The sequence below is a fragment of the Paucilactobacillus salsurae genome (assembly GCF_054784995.1).
Genome location: NZ_BAAHWX010000006.1, coordinates 16,644 through 33,918, shown reverse-complemented (window position 1 = coordinate 33,918; position 17,275 = coordinate 16,644). Strand labels below are relative to the sequence as shown.

19 protein-coding genes are annotated in these 17,275 nt (G+C 38.0%); all 19 read left to right on the top strand.

Annotated features, from left to right (window positions below):
* Window positions 1-5: 5 nt before the first annotated feature.
* A complete protein-coding gene (gene pstB, locus ACYVQZ_RS06540) occupies window positions 6-761 on the top strand; it encodes a phosphate ABC transporter ATP-binding protein PstB (RefSeq protein WP_461240605.1) in 756 nt (251 codons plus the stop codon).
* An 11-nt stretch (window positions 762-772) separates the two neighbouring features.
* Entirely contained in the window at window positions 773-1,483 is a 711-nt protein-coding gene (phoU, locus tag ACYVQZ_RS06535) for a phosphate signaling complex protein PhoU (protein ID WP_461240604.1), read from the top strand.
* A gap of 129 nt (window positions 1,484-1,612) precedes the next feature.
* Window positions 1,613-1,756: a hypothetical protein gene (locus ACYVQZ_RS06530; RefSeq protein WP_461240603.1), complete on the top strand. Its 144-nt coding sequence runs from the start codon at window positions 1,613-1,615 to the stop codon at window positions 1,754-1,756.
* 215 nt (window positions 1,757-1,971) lie between these two features.
* Window positions 1,972-2,286, top strand: a complete 315-nt coding sequence (locus tag ACYVQZ_RS06525) for a PspC domain-containing protein (RefSeq protein ID WP_461240602.1) — start codon at window positions 1,972-1,974, stop codon at window positions 2,284-2,286.
* 15 nt (window positions 2,287-2,301) lie between these two features.
* Complete coding sequence (locus tag ACYVQZ_RS06520; RefSeq protein ID WP_461240601.1) at window positions 2,302-2,661, top strand: phage holin family protein; 360 nt, start codon at window positions 2,302-2,304, stop codon at window positions 2,659-2,661.
* A gap of 23 nt (window positions 2,662-2,684) precedes the next feature.
* Window positions 2,685-3,623, top strand: a complete 939-nt coding sequence (gene hprK / locus ACYVQZ_RS06515) for an HPr(Ser) kinase/phosphatase (protein WP_461240600.1) — start codon at window positions 2,685-2,687, stop codon at window positions 3,621-3,623.
* A complete protein-coding gene (gene lgt / locus ACYVQZ_RS06510; RefSeq protein WP_461240599.1) occupies window positions 3,624-4,448 on the top strand; it encodes a prolipoprotein diacylglyceryl transferase in 825 nt (274 codons plus the stop codon).
* A 37-nt stretch (window positions 4,449-4,485) separates the two neighbouring features.
* Window positions 4,486-5,502: an NAD(P)H-dependent glycerol-3-phosphate dehydrogenase gene (locus ACYVQZ_RS06505; RefSeq protein ID WP_461240598.1), complete on the top strand. Its 1,017-nt coding sequence runs from the start codon at window positions 4,486-4,488 to the stop codon at window positions 5,500-5,502.
* A 60-nt stretch (window positions 5,503-5,562) separates the two neighbouring features.
* Window positions 5,563-6,462, top strand: a complete 900-nt coding sequence (gene galU / locus ACYVQZ_RS06500) for a UTP--glucose-1-phosphate uridylyltransferase GalU (RefSeq protein WP_461240597.1) — start codon at window positions 5,563-5,565, stop codon at window positions 6,460-6,462.
* 136 nt (window positions 6,463-6,598) lie between these two features.
* On the top strand, window positions 6,599-7,534 hold the full coding sequence (gene trxB / locus ACYVQZ_RS06495; protein ID WP_461240596.1) for a thioredoxin-disulfide reductase: 936 nt from the start codon (window positions 6,599-6,601) through the stop codon (window positions 7,532-7,534).
* 289 nt (window positions 7,535-7,823) lie between these two features.
* Complete coding sequence (locus ACYVQZ_RS06490) at window positions 7,824-8,606, top strand: amino acid ABC transporter permease (protein WP_461240595.1); 783 nt, start codon at window positions 7,824-7,826, stop codon at window positions 8,604-8,606.
* Window positions 8,599-9,321, top strand: coding sequence for an amino acid ABC transporter ATP-binding protein (locus tag ACYVQZ_RS06485; RefSeq protein WP_461240594.1), 723 nt, complete (start codon window positions 8,599-8,601; stop codon window positions 9,319-9,321). Before ACYVQZ_RS06490 ends, ACYVQZ_RS06485 begins: the two co-directional genes overlap by 8 nt.
* Before the next feature lie 14 nt (window positions 9,322-9,335).
* The gene (locus ACYVQZ_RS06480) at window positions 9,336-10,193 is read left to right on the top strand and encodes a polysaccharide deacetylase family protein (RefSeq protein WP_461240593.1); all 858 of its coding nucleotides are present in this window, start codon (window positions 9,336-9,338) and stop codon (window positions 10,191-10,193) included.
* 18 nt (window positions 10,194-10,211) lie between these two features.
* Complete coding sequence (locus tag ACYVQZ_RS06475) at window positions 10,212-11,057, top strand: polysaccharide deacetylase family protein (RefSeq protein ID WP_461240592.1); 846 nt, start codon at window positions 10,212-10,214, stop codon at window positions 11,055-11,057.
* Window positions 11,054-11,773 (top strand): aspartate/glutamate racemase family protein, encoded by a 720-nt coding sequence (locus ACYVQZ_RS06470; protein ID WP_461240591.1) that lies wholly within the window; start codon window positions 11,054-11,056, stop codon window positions 11,771-11,773. The genes ACYVQZ_RS06475 and ACYVQZ_RS06470 overlap by 4 nt, the downstream gene beginning before the upstream one ends.
* A gap of 15 nt (window positions 11,774-11,788) precedes the next feature.
* Entirely contained in the window at window positions 11,789-12,598 is an 810-nt protein-coding gene (locus ACYVQZ_RS06465; RefSeq protein ID WP_461240590.1) for a transporter substrate-binding domain-containing protein, read from the top strand.
* A gap of 110 nt (window positions 12,599-12,708) precedes the next feature.
* Window positions 12,709-14,436: a phospho-sugar mutase gene (locus ACYVQZ_RS06460; protein WP_461240589.1), complete on the top strand. Its 1,728-nt coding sequence runs from the start codon at window positions 12,709-12,711 to the stop codon at window positions 14,434-14,436.
* A gap of 76 nt (window positions 14,437-14,512) precedes the next feature.
* Window positions 14,513-15,148: a YfbR-like 5'-deoxynucleotidase gene (locus tag ACYVQZ_RS06455; protein ID WP_461240588.1), complete on the top strand. Its 636-nt coding sequence runs from the start codon at window positions 14,513-14,515 to the stop codon at window positions 15,146-15,148.
* A gap of 107 nt (window positions 15,149-15,255) precedes the next feature.
* Window positions 15,256-17,259 (top strand): excinuclease ABC subunit UvrB, encoded by a 2,004-nt coding sequence (gene uvrB / locus ACYVQZ_RS06450; protein WP_461240587.1) that lies wholly within the window; start codon window positions 15,256-15,258, stop codon window positions 17,257-17,259.
* Window positions 17,260-17,275: the final 16 nt, after the last annotated feature.

The following is a 17,275-nucleotide window of genomic DNA, read 5'->3' as shown; positions in this document are numbered from 1 at the left end:
AGGGTATGACGGCAATTATTACATCGGAAAATGTCCATTTATATTATGGCAAAAAAGAGGCTTTAAAAGGTGTTGGTCTTGATTTTGAGCGCAATCAAATTACGGCACTTATTGGTCCTTCAGGATGTGGTAAATCGACATATTTGCGGTGTTTAAATCGTATGAATGATTTGATTACTGACGTGACCATTACTGGAAGCATTCGCCTGAATGACCAAGATATTTATGCGCCAAACATGGATGTTGTCGCATTACGAAAAAAGGTGGGGATGGTGTTTCAACAACCAAATCCATTTCCGTTTTCAGTCTATGAAAATATTGTTTATGGTCTGCGACTAAGCGGCATCAAAGACAAGCAGGTGTTAGACGAGCGCGTAGAAACTAGTCTGAAACAAGCAGCCATTTGGGACGAAGTTAAAGATTCACTTCATAAAAGTGCGTTATCATTTTCAGGCGGCCAGCAACAACGAATCTGTATTGCTCGTGTGTTAGCCGTTTCACCAGAAGTTATTTTGCTTGATGAACCAACCAGCGCGTTGGACCCCATCTCAAGTGATAAAATTGAAGAAATGTTGGCAGAAATAAAAAAACAATACACGATTATTATGGTGACCCATAATATGCAGCAGGCATCACGAATTTCGGATAAAACAGCTTTTATGTTAGATGGACACTTGATTGAATACGATCAAACCAGTAAGCTATTTTTAAATCCAAGTCGCCAGGAAACAGATGATTACTTAAATGGAAAGTTTGGATAGGAGGATGAACCATGCACGAATTATTCGCCGATGAACTAAAAAAACTACAAGGCCGTTTCATGGAAATGGGAATTGATGTGAGTGAACAAATCTATCAGTCTACGAAGGCCTTTATTGATCATGATAAACAATTAGCAAATAAAGTAATTGATGAAGATGATGGTACCAATGATGAAGAAATCCAATTAGAAAAACGCGCGCTCAATTTGATTGCCTTGCAACAACCGGTGGCGACTGATTTTCGAATTATTATTACGATTTTAAAAGCTAGTACTGACCTGGAACGAATGGGTGACCACGCGGTGGGCATTGCCAGAGAAACAATTCGCGTCAAGGGAAATCGGCGCGTTAAGGAAATTGAAGAAGCAATTGCTGAAATGACTGCGACAGTTCGCTCTATGTTAGAGCAAGTGCTAGATGCTTATGTCAACGGAAACGAAAAGCTGGCGCGTGAGGTAGCAAAACAAGATTTGATCTTGGACAAGCAGAGCATTTTAATTCGCGACCGAATTATGAGTGAAATGAAAAAAGATCCACAAACAATTACTGCCAATTCCGGTTATTTGAATGTCAATCGCTTGATGGAACGCATAGGCGATCACATTGTCAATTTGGCTGAAGGAATTGTGTATGGTGTTTCTGGCAAAATTGTGGAATTAAATCCGGGGAAATCAGATCCCGAAGCGCTACAAAAGTTATTGAATGAAGAAGAACAAAAATAAACAGTCTAACGATATCTCATAACTTAAACAAAATTTGTGTCACTTTTCAAAATTAGCACTATAATGAACAGTGAAACATGATCAGACAATGATCAGGTTTGGTGTACTTTGTAAAGAGGTGAATCGAACATGGCAAAGCTTAGTAAGCAACAGAAAAAAGCAATGATCGAACAGGCCGAAGAACAACGTGCTAAAAATCCACAACCACAAAAAAAGGAATCTGGATTTGCAACCATTGATCACGAAGCTGAAAAGTTATCGGATCAAAACTAATTGACCAATTATTGATAACAGTTAAAACACGCGCAGGCGTGTTTTTTTTAATCAATCATTAAAAGAGTTGTAAGCCAATCTGCAATCTTTGAAACGGACTATAATTTTATGGTAAACATGGTAAAATAGGCGTATCGTTTGAAAAACTATTTTAAATTTGCGCTAAATAATCGTAAACGATATGATAAGACTAGTTCAGAATAGGGTGGAAAACTATGAGATCAAAAGAAACAAAAAAATTAACTAAATCAGCAACCGATAAAATGATCGGTGGTGTCATGGGTGGCTTTGGCCAATACTTTGGTATCAATTCAAACTACATTCGAGTTGGCTTTGTTATTTTATCAGTGTTAAGCAGCAGTTTTCCGGGCATTTTAGTTTACATTTTATTAATGGCAATTATGCCGGATGATCCAAAGCAACCAAGTTTAAAAGACTATTTAAATAAATTCACTGGTCAATCAGAACCAGAAAAGCCACAATCACGTAAAGTGGTTCATGATGCTGATGAAACAGATGAAAAAGACTAAGGAGTAACTGCAATAGTGGGATTTTGGACAAGAATTTTAATTAATACACTTTTATTTATTGCGATAGCGGGATTCTTTTCACACAGTGGTGCGTTTTACGTCTCTAGTATTTGGGTGGCTTTTGTAGCTAGTTTGGTTTTAGCAGTGTTGAATGCACTCATTAAACCGATTTTATTTATTTTGTCATTACCCATTACGATTGTTACGTTGGGTCTGTTCAGTGTCGTTTTAAATGCATTTATGCTACAAATGACGTCATATTTTGTCGGTTCAAATGAATTTCATTTTTCCTCATTTGGAATGTCAATAATTGTGGCCATTATCATTTCAGTATGTAATACCATCATTTCTAGTCACTTTTTGAGTCGTGATTAGACATTTCTAAGGAGGAGATTTTTTTGGCAGAAATTGTCACAGTGGCCGATTTGGTCAAAAATACAAGATTGACAGTCTTACAGGGCGATGACTTTTTAGATCGGCCAATTACGACGAGCGATATTTCGCGACCGGGGCTGGAATTAACTGGTTATTTCAAATATTATCCAGCAGCGCGAGTTCAATTGTTGGGCATTACTGAGACTTCATTTACCAAAAATATGACCCACGATGAATTACTAATGGTGATGCGCAAAATGTGTGCGAAGGAAACACCGGCTTTTGTGGTTTCAACTAACTTAGATGTCCCAAAAGAATTGAAACAAGCGGCGCAAGAAACGCATATTCCGATTTTGGGGACACGCCTGACGTCATCACGAGTACTTAGTAACATGACTTTTTATCTGAGTGGTCGATTAGCTCAACGGCAATCAATTCACGGTGTCTTAGTTGATATTAATGGCATCGGCGTTTTAATCACGGGTGATTCTGGTGTCGGTAAAAGTGAAACAGCGCTTGAATTAGTCCGCCGTGGTCATCGCCTGGTGGCCGATGATCGAGTGGAAGTCTATGCACAAGATGAACAAACATTAGTTGGTTCTGCACCAGCTATTTTGCAGCATTTAATGGAAATCCGTGGCATCGGCATCATTGATGTGATGAACTTATATGGTGCTGGTGCAGTGATGCAAGAAGACGATGTCGACCTCATTGTCCATCTGGCTTCTTGGTCACCCGATACACAATTCGATCGTCTCGGCGATAAAGGCGATAGCCAAACAATTCTAGATGTGATTGTGCCTAAGGTTTCAGTACCAGTGAAAACTGGTCGTAACCTGGCAATCATTATTGAATCAGCGGCAATGAATTATCGAGCACAAACAATGGGATTTGATGCTACGAAAGTGTTTGATGATAATCTTAATAAACTAATTCAAGAAAATTCGAAAAGAGATAGCTAAATGAATGACTTTCAACTTGCAGTTGCGGCCTTAAACCCAATTGCTTTAAGACTAGGACCACTACAAGTGCATTGGTATGGTGTGATTATTGCCTCTGGGGTGATTTTGGCACTTATTTTGTCAGTGGCTGAAGGAAAACGGGTCGGGGTTAAATCTGACTATTTCTATGATTATATTTTATGGGCATTACCAGTTGCACTCATTAGTGCGCGGGCCTATTACGTCATTTTTGAATGGCCGTATTACTCAAGGCATCCAAGTGAAATTATTGCCATTTGGGATGGTGGGATTGCCATCTATGGTTCCTTAATAGGGGCATTAATTGTGTTACTAGTCTTTTGCCGGTATTATCAGATTTCACCATGGCAGATGTTAGATGTCGTTGCGCCAACCGTTATTTTGGCCCAAGGAATTGGCCGATGGGGTAACTTCATGAATCAAGAAGCATTTGGCCATGTGACCAGCAAAGCATTTTTAACTGGGTTGCATTTACCAAATTTTATTGTCAATCAGATGTATATCCACGGGGCTTATCGGGTTCCTACTTATCTGTATGAATCTGTTTGGGACGTGTTAGGTTTCATTGTATTAGTTGCCTTACGGCATAAAACGCACTTGTTTAAACGAGGAGAAGTTTTTCTAGCTTACGTCATGTGGTATTCAGCAGGGCGCTTTTTTATCGAAGGAATGCGAACGGATAGTTTGATGATTGGTAATACGATTCGTGTTTCGCAGCTCCTATCACTAGTCTTATTCTTTGGTTCAATTATCATTATTATTTTTAGACGCAGAAAAACAACATTACCATGGTATTATAGTAAATAAAATCACCGTCACTAAATGTTAAAGGAGAATGGTTCCAATGGCAGAAAAAGTTGCAGTTCTAGGTGCAGGTTCATGGGGTAGTATCTTAGCTAATTTACTGACCGAAAATGGTCATGACGTAACCCTATGGTCCCATAATGAAGAACAAGTAAATGTGTTAAATACGCAACACGTTAATCCGCAATATATGCAAAACTTTACTTACTCAGATCAATTAAAAGCAACCACTGATTTAAAGCAGGCAGTTGATGGCGCAACTACGGTTTTGATGGTTATTCCAACTAAGGGCATCAGAGAAGTGGGTTCTAAGTTAGGCCAGGTGTTAGCTGACTTAAACCAAAAACCATTACTTATTCATGCCACTAAGGGTCTCGAACAAAATACGTATAAACGGCCATCGGAAATGTTGGCTGAAGAAATTGCACCTGCTAATCGTAGTGCAATTGTGGTCCTTTCAGGTCCTAGTCACGCTGAAGATGTTGCCCGCCGCGATTTGACGCTGGTTACTGCAGCCTGCAGTGATTTGAACGCTGCCAAAAAAGCACAAGATTTGTTTAGTAATGACTATTTCAGAGCTTATACTAACGATGATGTGATTGGTGCAGAATTTGGTGCAGCACTGAAAAATATTATTGCGATTGGGGCAGGAATTATCCACGGTCTCGGCTACCATGACAATGCCAAGGCTGCGTTAATTACTCGTGGTCTGGCTGAAATTCGTCGCTTAGGGGTAGCCTTTGGGGCTAACCCATTTACCTTCGTTGGGTTGTCTGGTGTCGGTGATTTGATTGTGACGGCTACTAGTGTGAATTCAAGAAATTGGCGTGCCGGTGATCAATTGGGTCAGGGTAAGTCACTAGATGATGTGATTGAAGACATGGGCATGGTCATTGAAGGTGTCTACACAACAAAAGCCGCTTATGAACTAGGCAAACAAAGAAATGTGAAAATGCCAATCACAGAATCAATTTATCAAGTGCTGTACGAGCATCAAGATGTGAAGGTTGCTATTGAAGGATTAATGCAACGAGAAGTCACATCTGAAATTGAATAATTAATATGGTAAAATGATAATTGTGATTCTGAGAGAACATGAAAGGACTACCTAGTTAAAATGAAAAAAGTAAGAAAGGCAGTTATTCCTGCCGCTGGATTGGGAACAAGATTCTTGCCAGCTACCAAAGCATTAGCAAAAGAAATGTTACCAATTGTTGATAAACCTACGATTCAATTTATCGTAGAAGAAGCTCGTAAATCTGGTATTGAAGATATTGTGGTGGTTGACGGTAAGAGCAAACGCTCAATTGAAGATCATTTTGATTCAAACCCAGAACTAGAAAATAATTTAATTGAAAAACATAAAGATGAAATGTTGAAATTGGTTCAAGAAACAACTGATATCAACCTTTACTTTATCCGTCAATCACATCCTCGTGGTTTAGGGGATGCCGTGATGACCGCTAAAGCTTTCGTTGGCGATGAACCATTTGTCGTGATGCTCGGTGATGATTTAATGGATGATAAAGTACCATTGACGCGTCAACTCATGGATAGTTTCGAAGAAACAGGTGCTTCAACTTTAGCTGTGATGAAGGTGCCTCACGAGGACACTGCAAAATACGGTGTGATTAATCCAAACAAGGAAGTTAAACCAGGATTATACAACGTATCTAATTTTGTTGAAAAACCAGAACCTGATAAAGCACCAAGTGACTTGGCCATTATTGGTCGTTACTTGTTAACACCAGAAATTTTTAAGGTGTTAGAAGAAACTGCTCCAGGTAAGGGTGGCGAAGTTCAACTGACAGACGCCATTGATACCTTAAATAAGACACAACGTGTATTTGCCCATGAATTTAAGGGTGAACGTTATGATGTTGGTAATAAATTTGGTTGGATTCAAACCAATATTGAATATGGTTTGAAGCATCCCCAAGTTAAAGATGAATTACGTGATTACATCAAAAAGATGGGCGCTAAATTATCTGCTGAAGATGCCAAATCAAAAAAATAATTTAAATCAGCGACTGAGCTTTTGCGCAGGCGCTTTTTTAGAACAAATTACTTACAAATGATAAGCTAAAAAATGGACAAATGAATCAATCCAGTGTATCTTATATTCATTATTCAAGATGAGGGGACGGATAAAAATGGCAAAAAGTTACGACGTTGTAGTAATTGGTGCAGGACCTGGCGGCATGACCGCTGCGCTCTATGCATCTCGAGCAAACTTATCAGTATTAATGCTTGATCGCGGTATTTATGGTGGTCAGATGAATAATACTGCTGAAATTGAAAATTATCCTGGGTTCAAGTCTGTTCTAGGACCAGACCTGTCAAAAGAAATGTATGAAAGTTCGACTCAATTTGGGGCCGAATATACTTATGGAACCGTTGAAAAAATTGAAGTAAATGGTGCCACTAAAACTATTACAACTGATATGGATACTTATGAAGCAAAAGCAATTGTGATTGCCACTGGCTCAGAATATAAGAAGTTAGGCGTCCCTGGTGAAGAAGACTTTTCTGGCCGTGGTGTTTCATACTGTGCGGTCTGTGATGGTGCATTCTTTAAAAATAAACACGTCGTTGTTGTCGGTGGTGGTGACTCAGCGATTGAAGAAGGTATTTACTTAACGCAATTAGCTGACAAAGTTACTGTTATCCATCGTCGTGATCAACTGCGTGCACAAAAGATTATTCAAGAACGTGCTTTTGCAAACGAAAAAATGGATTTTGTTTGGAACACGAATGTAGAAGAAGTGCTGGGTGATGAGCAAAAAGTCTCTGGTGTAAAGGTTAAAAATAATCAAACTGGTGAAGAATCTGTGATTGATGCCAGTGGTGTTTTCATTTACGTGGGTGTTCTACCAATGACTGAATCATTTACCGATCTAGGAATTTTAGACGAAAATGGTTGGGTAGAAACAAACGACCAAATGGAAACCAGTGTCCCTGGTATTTATGCCATTGGCGATGTGCGCGACAAGAAGTTGCGCCAAATTACCACTGCGATTGGTGACGGTGGAATTGCCGGCCAAGGTGTCTTCAATTACATTGAATCTTTAAAAGCACAGAAAGTATAGTTTTAAAATATAATTAGAAAGAGCAACGAATAAAAGTTCGTTGCTCTTTTTTGTATTTAAACATCAAAAGTATGAATATTTAAAACACTTAAAAAAATAGGGTCCAATAATTTGGATAGTAAATTACAAAAAAATGTTAATAATTCTATTTTTATACTTGACTATACGTGATAATAGAATTATTATTCATTATAATGTTTTGCCTTTGACGTAGTTACATAAAGAAAATTGAATTTTTAATCAATTTACGATCAAGTATATACATAAATTCATCTAAGGAGAGATAGTATTGGTCAAAAAAATAATCAAAATTCTATTATTAGCGACTTTATTTTTGATGGTCCCTCAAGTTGCGCATGCAGATGTGATTTCGAGTCATAACCAATTAATGAGTGCATTGAATGTCGGTAATATGCATTTGCAATTTGGCAGAATTTTTCCGTACAAAAACGTTTTTTTAAATGGATTACTCAATACGCTTAAAATTACTGCAATTTCACTAATTGGTGGAACAGTATTAGGTGTGCTGCTTGCAATGGCGAAAGTTTCAAAAATTAAAATATTGAAACCAATCGCACAAGTTTACACGTCAATTTTTCGTGGAACTCCTTTGATGGTACAACTATTTTTGGTATATTTCGCCACGCCTCAATTGTTTCATTATGATATTCCGGCATTTAGCGCTGCTGTGATCACTTATTCACTGAATTCGGGCGCTTATGTTTCTGAAATATTAAGAGGTGGAATTGAATCAGTTAATAAAGGGCAGACAGAAGCTTCATTAGCCCTTGGTGTCAGCTCGCGTGCGACAATGTTCGATATTGTTATTCCACAGGCGTTGAGAAGTGTACTACCGGCACTTGTCAATGAGGCAATTGCATTGTTGAAAGATTCATCCTTGGTTGCCACCATTGGAATGCTTGATCTTATGAGAGCCTCTCAAACTGCAATGAATGCAACCTATTTAGCATTTGAACCATTTATTTTGGTTGCAATTGTGTACTATATTTTGGTTATGATACTAACATCATTTGCTAAACAGTTGGAAAAGGGGATGAAAAAGAGTGCTTGAAATTAAGAATTTAAAAAAGAATTTCGGTCAACTGAAAGTTTTAAAGGGTGTTGATTTAACAGTTAATAAAGGACAAGTGGTGGCAATTATTGGCCCATCTGGTTCCGGTAAGTCAACACTACTCAGATGTATCAACTTGCTAGAAAAACCGAGTTCTGGATCGATTGAAATTATGGGTCAAGATATTCTAGCTAAATCAACAAATATTCAGAATATACGTGCAGAAGTTGGAATGGTGTTTCAACACTTCAATTTGTTCCCACACATGACGGTTTTAGAAAACATGATGTATGCTCCATTGAAGCATAAGCAGGGAAGCAAGAAAGAAATAGAAACACGGTCAATGAATTTGTTAAAAGAAGTTGGTCTAGTAGAAAAAGCACAGGTTTATCCAAATAAGTTATCGGGTGGCCAAAAGCAAAGAGTGGCCATTGCTCGTGCTTTAGCAATGCAACCAAAAATGTTGTTGTTTGATGAACCAACGAGTGCATTGGATCCAGAAATGGTCAAAGAAGTACTCAATGTCATTAAAGGATTGGTCAAAACAGGAATCACAATGGTGATCGTCACACATGAAATGGCATTTGCTAAAGAAGCAGCTGACAAAGTGTGCTTTGTTGATGAAGGTGTCATTGCTGAACAAGGAGCTCCAGATGAATTTTTTAATCATCCACAAACTGCAAGATGTAAGGAGTTTCTAGAAAAAATGCTATAAAAGGAGTGATTTGATTGAACTTTCAAACTCAAAAAACAAAAAAAGTGTGGCCAGATGGCAAAAAATTTGCTTTTTCGTTGTGTTTTGATGTTGATTCTTGGACCATCTGGAAGTTACGAGCAAACGATTATCAAAATGGCGATAACTACATTCGTTCACTGAGTTTGGGTGACTATGGTGTCGAATGTGGTGTCCAAAATATTTTGGATATTTTGGATCGTTATCATGTAACTGCCACTTTTTTCGTACCAGCAATTATTATGAAACAAAATTCTCAACTAATTAAGTTGATTCAATCAAAAGGGCATGAAATTGCACATCATGGGTATGCACATGAGTATGACTATGGTGAAACAGCAAGAGAGCAACTGAAGTATATAAATCAGTGCCAACAAATTTTTGAGGACGTTATTGGTCATCCAGCAACGGGCTTTCGACCTACTGGTTCACTATTACCCGAGGTAGTTGAAAAATTAAGTGAAAATTCAAATAATCTATATTTAATTTCAGAAAAAGGCGCAGAAAGACCTTATTATAAAAAAGTTAATGAAAAAACAACGTCTCTAATTGAATTGCCAGCCAGAATCGAATTTGATGATTACTATCAATTATCCTACAATTACTTTCCACCACAGCCGGAAAGTCTTGATCGAATTGCCCCGTATGAAGATGTTTTGACGAATTACAAAGCAGAAATAGACGGTGCTCACGAATTTCAGGCTCATTGTATTACTGCCTTTCATCCTCAAGTTTCAGGTACGCCAGGTAAATCAATAATTCTTGCTAAAATGATTGAATATTTACAAAGTTTTGATGATTTATGGTTGGCGCCTTGTAAAGAAGTAGCAATGTATTGGCGGCAAAATTTTTAAATGAAAGAGGGCAAGCTGATGAAGGATAAAAGTATTTGGCCTCAGTCTTATCAAAGTGCTAGTTCAGTGACCATCAACTTAGATGGACAGTATCGTTGGATGGGACTTTATCCTGATAAATCCGATAGTCAACTTAAAGCATTAAAAGTTATGGGGCAAAACAGTATTGAAAATGGTTTGCCACGCATGCTTGCAGTTCTTGAACAGCAAGCTGTTAAAGCCACGTTCTTTGTTTCTGGCACCATTGCCAGACATTATCCTGACTTAATTAAACAAATTGATAATGCTGGACACGAACTGGCTAGTTTCGGTGACCAAAATGAAAATTATGCACTTTTGAATACTCAGCAACAAGAAAAATTAATTATTAACAGTAAGAAAAGTATTGAAAATATTGTTGGACACTCAATTTATGGTTTTCGTGCACCTGAAGGGGAACTGACCACGCAAACATTACAACTTGCAAAAAAAGCCGGATATCGGTATTCGAGCAATCTTTTTAGCGATATTAAACCGTTTCAAAATAAAATTGGTGACCAACAGACTCTTCTAGAAATTCCGTCATCATGGGCATTAAACGATTTGCCATATTTTATTGCTAATTTTGAACCCGTTGAACCTGCTGGCCAGTGCCGTATTTCAAATTATGATGATGTGTTAAATAATTGGAAATTTGAAATTGACGGGTATCGACAACTTCACGGATGTAGTGTTTTTCAGTTGAATTCACAAGCAAGTTCAACGCTTGGACGTTTGCAACTGTTTAAAAAATTATTAATTTATTTAAAACAAAATTCTGATATTTGGTTAGCAACTTGTGGTCAGATTGCTCAACAAACAGCAGCAAGTGAGGGTGTTCAATGATGAAATTGGAAATTATTAATCCAGATTGTGGATTAATACGATCAGATCTTGAAAAGCGACAGAATTACTTGCAAAAGGTTACTGATGCTAACACAACGCTGTGGATGGATTCTACTCAAAATAATAATATTTATATTGATTCCATGACAGATGCAGCGTTAGCGACACCAGAAATCGTTCAAATCGGGATACAGGCTTATAAAAACGGATTTGATGGTATCGGTATTTATTGTTTCAGTGATCCTGGAGTCGATGCATTGCGAGAATTACTTCCAATACCAGTAATCGGAGCAGGCATGACGTCTATGAGTGTTAGTACATTGCTAGGTGAAAAAATTTCTTTAATTATAACTAGTAGTTCTTTGATTAAAGAGAAATATTTATTTTTAAGAAGAAATGGTATTGATTTAAATCGTATTTCTTCAATCAGAGGACTAGATTTAGAAAGCAATGATACAAAAAAAATAACGCAAAAATTTGTAGATGTTGCCAAACAATGTGTGAATGATGGTGCTGATGTGATTGTGATCGCTTGTCTTGCCTACAATCAATACGCAGAAAAAATTATGAATGAAATTGATGTTCCAGTAGTTAATCCAGGTTTTTCGTTAGTCAATACGTTGGAACTAGTTGTTAAACAAAAAATATCGCAAAGTAAAACAAGTTATCCACAGCCAGTAAGAAAAACACGGTACTGGCAAGGTGGATCAATTTAAATTAGAGGTGGAAAAATGAAAAAACAAAAATTAGCTTTTATATTAGCAAGTCTGTTAACTTTGATCTTAGTTGTGGCCGGTTGTGGTTCAAAAAAAACGTCTACCAGTAGTGATTCATCTAAACCATTATCTGGAAAAACTTATACAGTGGCGATTAATGCTACTTTTGCCCCTTTTGAATCTACGAAAATCAATAAAAATACGGGTAAAACTGAATATGTTGGATTTGATATGGATTTACTAAAACAAATGTCTAAAGATTTAGGCTTTAAGTATAAAATCAAGAATATGGAGTTTAAAGGTTTAGTGGGCGCGTTGCAGAGTGGACGTGCTGACATGGTAATTTCTGGAATTTCACCAACTGCCGAACGGAAAAAATCTGTCGATTTTACCGATGCATATTTCACGGCCAAAACGGCTGCACTATATAAAAAGAAAACTGCTTTTAAAACAAATGATAGCTTGAAGGGCGTCAAAGTTGCTGCAGTATTTGGTACTGAATATGATGACCTTGCTAAAGCTGACGGAGCAAAAACGACTTCATTAGATAGTAGTCCAGCTGCATTACAAGAACTTAACAACGGAAATGTTAAGGCTGTCATTATGGATGCTTCTCAAGCAGCACTAAAATCAAAAGAAAATAGTAAACTTGGCTATTCTATTTTGTCTACTGAAAATAAAGTTTCGAGTCAATTTGCTATTGCATTACCAAAAAATTCAAAAAACACCAAACAATTTAATAAAGAATTGAAAAAATTACAAGATAATGGCACAATCAAAAAATTGACAGTTAAGTGGATGGGTAAAGAGTTTGTACAGAAGTAAATTGAAATGAAGATGCATAAAAGCATCTTCATTTTTTATTTTTTTTCAAAACCATTTTAGAATGCGGTATACTGAAAATTGAAATTAATACGAAATAGGAGATGCGACCAGTGTGTTGGAAAGAGACTTATCAAACTTGGTTACAAGAACCAACATTAGAAAAGAACTTAAAACAAGAACTAGATCAAATCAAAAATGATGATAAACAACTAGAAGATGCCTTTTACGCACCATTGTCATTCGGGACAGCGGGAATGCGAGGCCTATTAGGACCAGGTATCAATCGAATGAACATCTATACGGTACGACAAGCAACTGAAGGCTTGGCTCGTTTTATGGATACTTTAGATGACCAAACAAAGAATCGTGGTGTGGCAATTAGCTTTGATTCGCGGCACCATTCACAAGATTTTGCTCATGAAGCTGCACAAGTATTGGGTGAACATGGCATTAAGAGCTTTGTGTTTGAAAGCCTGCGCCCAACGCCTGAATTGTCTTTTGCAGTGCGTCATCTGCACACATATGCAGGTATTATGATTACTGCTAGCCATAATCCAAAGGAATATAACGGCTTTAAAATTTATGGAGAAGATGGCGGTCAAATGCCACCAAAAGAATCCGATTTAATTACCAGCTATGTTCGTCAGGCTGGCGATTTATTTGCGATTAAAGTAGCTGATGAAACACAATTGCTTAGCGATGGGACAATGAAAATCATCGGTGATGATGTGGACCAAGACTATTTAGCAGCCGTCAAAACTGTGACCATCAATCCTGAGTTAGCTAAAGAAATGGGTAAAGATATGAAATTAGTCTTTACACCATTACACGGTACTGGTCAAATGCTGGGCGAAAAAGCATTGAAGAACGCGGGTTTCACCAATTATACGATTGTGCCCAGTCAGGCAAAGCCTGATCCTGAATTTTCAACTGTGACAAAACCTAATCCAGAAGATCCTGAAGCCTTTAAACTAGCAATTGAATTGGGTCAACAAATTGATGCGGATGTATTAATTGCGGTTGATCCAGATGCCGATCGGTTAGGGACGGCGGTTCGTCAACCAGATGGTAACTACCAATTGCTAACTGGTAATCAGATTGCGTCAGTATTGTTACATTATATTTTAGAAGCTCATAAACAAGCTGGGGATTTACCAACGAATGCCGCAGCAGTGAAATCAATTGTGTCATCTGAATTTGCAACTAAAATTGCCAACAGTTATGACGTTGATATGATCAATGTTTTAACGGGATTCAAATACATTGCCCAACAAATTGAACACTTCGAAGCCACTGGTGAACATACTTATATGTTTGGTTTTGAAGAAAGTTATGGTTATTTAATTAAGCCATTTGTCCATGATAAGGATGCCATTCAATCGTTAGTTTTACTTGCTGAAGTAGCTGCTTATTACCGCAGCCTTGGCAAGACACTGTATGATGGCCTGCAAGAACTATTTAATAAATATGGATATTTCCGTGAAAAGACCATTTCACAAACCTATGCAGGGATTGATGGCGCTGATAAAATTAAAGCCCTCATGAACAAATTTAGAAATGAAGCACCAAAAGCGTTCGCGGGTCATCAAATTTTGGCAACCGAAGATTTTACTACCCAAGAAAAAACGTTTGCAGATGGTCATCAAGAAGCAATCAGCCTGCCAACGGCGAATGTTTTGAAGTATATCTTAGATGATGAATCCTGGATTGCCATTCGACCTTCGGGAACTGAACCAAAATTAAAATTTTATGTCGGTACAAATGCTGATAGTGCCAAAGGTGCCGAAGACAAACTGAGTGCTTTTGAACAAGCACTAAATGAGTTTGTGGCAGAATAGTTAATTGAAATTGTTAAAAGGAATGTGACCAAACGACGTGTTGGGACATTCCTTTTTTTGAAAGGAAGAATGACTAATGGGAATGCATCAATATTTAAAAAGTTTAAGTGATTTAGAAATGCTCAACCGAGCACCAGGTTATTTCAAATTTGAACGCCATACGGTCGCTGCACATTCATTTAAAGTGACACAAGCTGCTCAGATGTTAGGTGATATTGAAGAAAATGCTGGTCAACAGGTTGATTGGCGTTCTCTTTATGAAAAGGCGCTTAATCACGACTACACGGAACGATTCATTGGTGATATCAAAACACCTGTTAAATATGCCACCCCAGCACTGCGAAAAATGTTGGCCGATGTGGATCAGTCGTTAACGCAAAACTTCATTGAAAATGAAATTCCAGTTGAATTTCAGCAAGCGTATCATCGGCGCTTTGACGAGGGCAAGGATGATTCGCTAGAAGGCAAAATTTTATCTGTTGCAGATAAAATTGATTTGATGTATGAGTCATTTGGCGAAATTCAAAAAGGTAATCCTGAAACGGTGTTCACAGAAATTTATCGGGCTAGTTTGCAAACGATTGTGTCGTTTAAACAGATGAAGTCGGTCCAGTATTTTTTGACCCAGATTTTACCAGATTTAATTGCTGATAGTGTTAACGACCAAGACCATCTGCGCTCGATTACTGAGGAAATTTTGGCGTCGAACTAGACCAAAACAGCTCGCTAGACGAATACATGTTCGTATGTTAGTATTGATAGACGCATGTATACGTTATAAAATGAAGTGATAGAATTACTATCGGAGGGGGCTTTAGCGTGATTTATCGCCAACCAGATAAACCGTTTGATTTGGTTTCAAAGTATCAACCAACTGGTGATCAGCCTGAGGCAATTAAAGAGTTAACGCAAGGAATTGAAGATGGTGACAAAGCTCAGATTTTATTGGGTGCAACAGGAACAGGAAAAACGTTTACCATTTCTAATGTGATCAAAAACGTGAACAAACCCACGCTTATTTTGTCACACAATAAAACCTTGGCTGGTCAATTATATGGAGAATTCAAAGAATTTTTCCCCAATAATGCCGTTGAATATTTTGTGAGTTACTATGATTACTACCAACCCGAAGCCTATGTTCCTTCAAGCGACACTTATATTGAAAAAGATTCCTCAATTAATGACGAAATTGATAAATTACGGCATTCCGCAACGAGTTCTCTTTTGGAGCGCAATGATGTTATCGTAGTGGCTTCGGTATCAAGTATTTTTGGATTAGGTGATCCAAAAGAATACCAAGATCACACGTTATCGCTCCGTGTGGGAATGGAAATTGAACGTAACCAACTATTACGAGAATTAGTCGATATTCAATTTGAACGCAACGATATTGATTTTCAACGTGGCCGTTTCCGCGTTCATGGCGATGTTGTGGAAGTCTTTCCGGCATCTCGTGATGAACGGGCACTGCGCATTGAGTTTTTTGGTGATGAAATCGACCGTATTCGTGAAGTTGATTCATTGACAGGTGAAGTAATTGGCGATCGTGATCATGTTTCAATTTTCCCAGCGACTCACTTTATGACAAATGATGATTCTATGGAAAAAGCGATTGATGGCATCTCCAAAGAATTGGATGAGCGCCTCAAGGTTTTAAATGATGCCGGTAAGTTGCTTGAAGCTCAGCGTCTAAAGCAACGGACGGAATACGATATCGAAATGCTACGTGAAATGGGTTATACCTCAGGAATTGAAAACTATTCACGCCATATGGATGGTCGTAAACCGGGCGAACCGCCATACACATTGTTAGATTTCTTCCCCAAAGATTTCTTATTAGTCGTTGATGAATCCCATCAAACGATGCCGCAAGTGCGGGGGATGTATAACGGTGACCGAGCACGTAAACAAATGCTGGTTGATTATGGCTTTCGTTTGCCAAGTGCCTTAGATAACCGACCATTAAAGTTAGCTGAATTTGAACAACATATTAATCAAGTGGTCTATATGTCAGCCACTCCTGGACCGTATGAAGAAGAAAAAACAGATAAAGTCGTTCAGCAAATTATTCGACCAACTGGGTTACTTGATCCAACGGTTGAAGTCCGACCTGTGATGGGCCAGATTGATGATTTGGTTGGTGAAATCAATAAGCGCATTGAACGTAACGAACGTGTCTTTGTCACGACTTTGACTAAAAAGATGTCAGAAGATTTAAGTGATTATTTGAAAGACTTAGGTCTCAAAGTTAAGTATTTACACAGCGATATTAAAACACTCGAACGAACGCAAATTATTCGAGATTTACGACTGGGTAAATTTGATGTGTTGGTTGGAATTAATTTGTTACGTGAAGGAATTGATGTGCCTGAAGTTTCTTTAGTTGCCATTTTGGATGCAGACAAGGAAGGCTTCCTACGTAATGAGCGATCATTAATTCAAACGATTGGTCGAGCTGCCCGTAATGAAAATGGGGCGGTTATTATGTATGCCGATACCGTGACGGATTCAATGAAAAAAGCAATGGATGAAACGGCTCGCCGTCGTAAAATCCAGGATGCTTATAATAAGGAACATGGCATTACACCGCATACCATTCAAAAAGAAATCCGTGATGCGATTGTGGTTACGAAAGAAACCGATGATTCTGGTAGCAAGGATGATTTTACACAACAAGACTTTGCCGATATGGCTAAAGATGATCAACAAGAAATGTTGAAACAATTAGATGAACAAATGAAGTCAGCGGCCAAACGACTGGACTTTGAACAAGCAGCAACATTACGAGATACAATTCTCGAATTAAAAGCACAAGTTGAGTAGACGTGGAGGATATTGA

Bases quoted from the DNA above. Each gene is read 5' to 3' on its own strand.
- pstB (WP_461240605.1), top strand. From the start codon at position 6: ATGACGGCAATTATTACATCGGAAAATGTCCATTTATATTATGGCAAA.
- phoU (WP_461240604.1), top strand. From the start codon at position 773: ATGCACGAATTATTCGCCGATGAACTAAAAAAACTACAAGGCCGTTTC.
- ACYVQZ_RS06530 (WP_461240603.1), top strand. From the start codon at position 1,613: ATGGCAAAGCTTAGTAAGCAACAGAAAAAAGCAATGATCGAACAGGCC.
- ACYVQZ_RS06525 (WP_461240602.1), top strand. From the start codon at position 1,972: ATGAGATCAAAAGAAACAAAAAAATTAACTAAATCAGCAACCGATAAA.
- lgt (WP_461240599.1), top strand. From the start codon at position 3,624: ATGAATGACTTTCAACTTGCAGTTGCGGCCTTAAACCCAATTGCTTTA.
- ACYVQZ_RS06505 (WP_461240598.1), top strand. From the start codon at position 4,486: ATGGCAGAAAAAGTTGCAGTTCTAGGTGCAGGTTCATGGGGTAGTATC.
- galU (WP_461240597.1), top strand. From the start codon at position 5,563: ATGAAAAAAGTAAGAAAGGCAGTTATTCCTGCCGCTGGATTGGGAACA.
- trxB (WP_461240596.1), top strand. From the start codon at position 6,599: ATGGCAAAAAGTTACGACGTTGTAGTAATTGGTGCAGGACCTGGCGGC.
- ACYVQZ_RS06475 (WP_461240592.1), top strand. From the start codon at position 10,212: ATGAAGGATAAAAGTATTTGGCCTCAGTCTTATCAAAGTGCTAGTTCA.
- ACYVQZ_RS06470 (WP_461240591.1), top strand. From the start codon at position 11,054: ATGATGAAATTGGAAATTATTAATCCAGATTGTGGATTAATACGATCA.
- ACYVQZ_RS06465 (WP_461240590.1), top strand. From the start codon at position 11,789: ATGAAAAAACAAAAATTAGCTTTTATATTAGCAAGTCTGTTAACTTTG.
- ACYVQZ_RS06455 (WP_461240588.1), top strand. From the start codon at position 14,513: ATGGGAATGCATCAATATTTAAAAAGTTTAAGTGATTTAGAAATGCTC.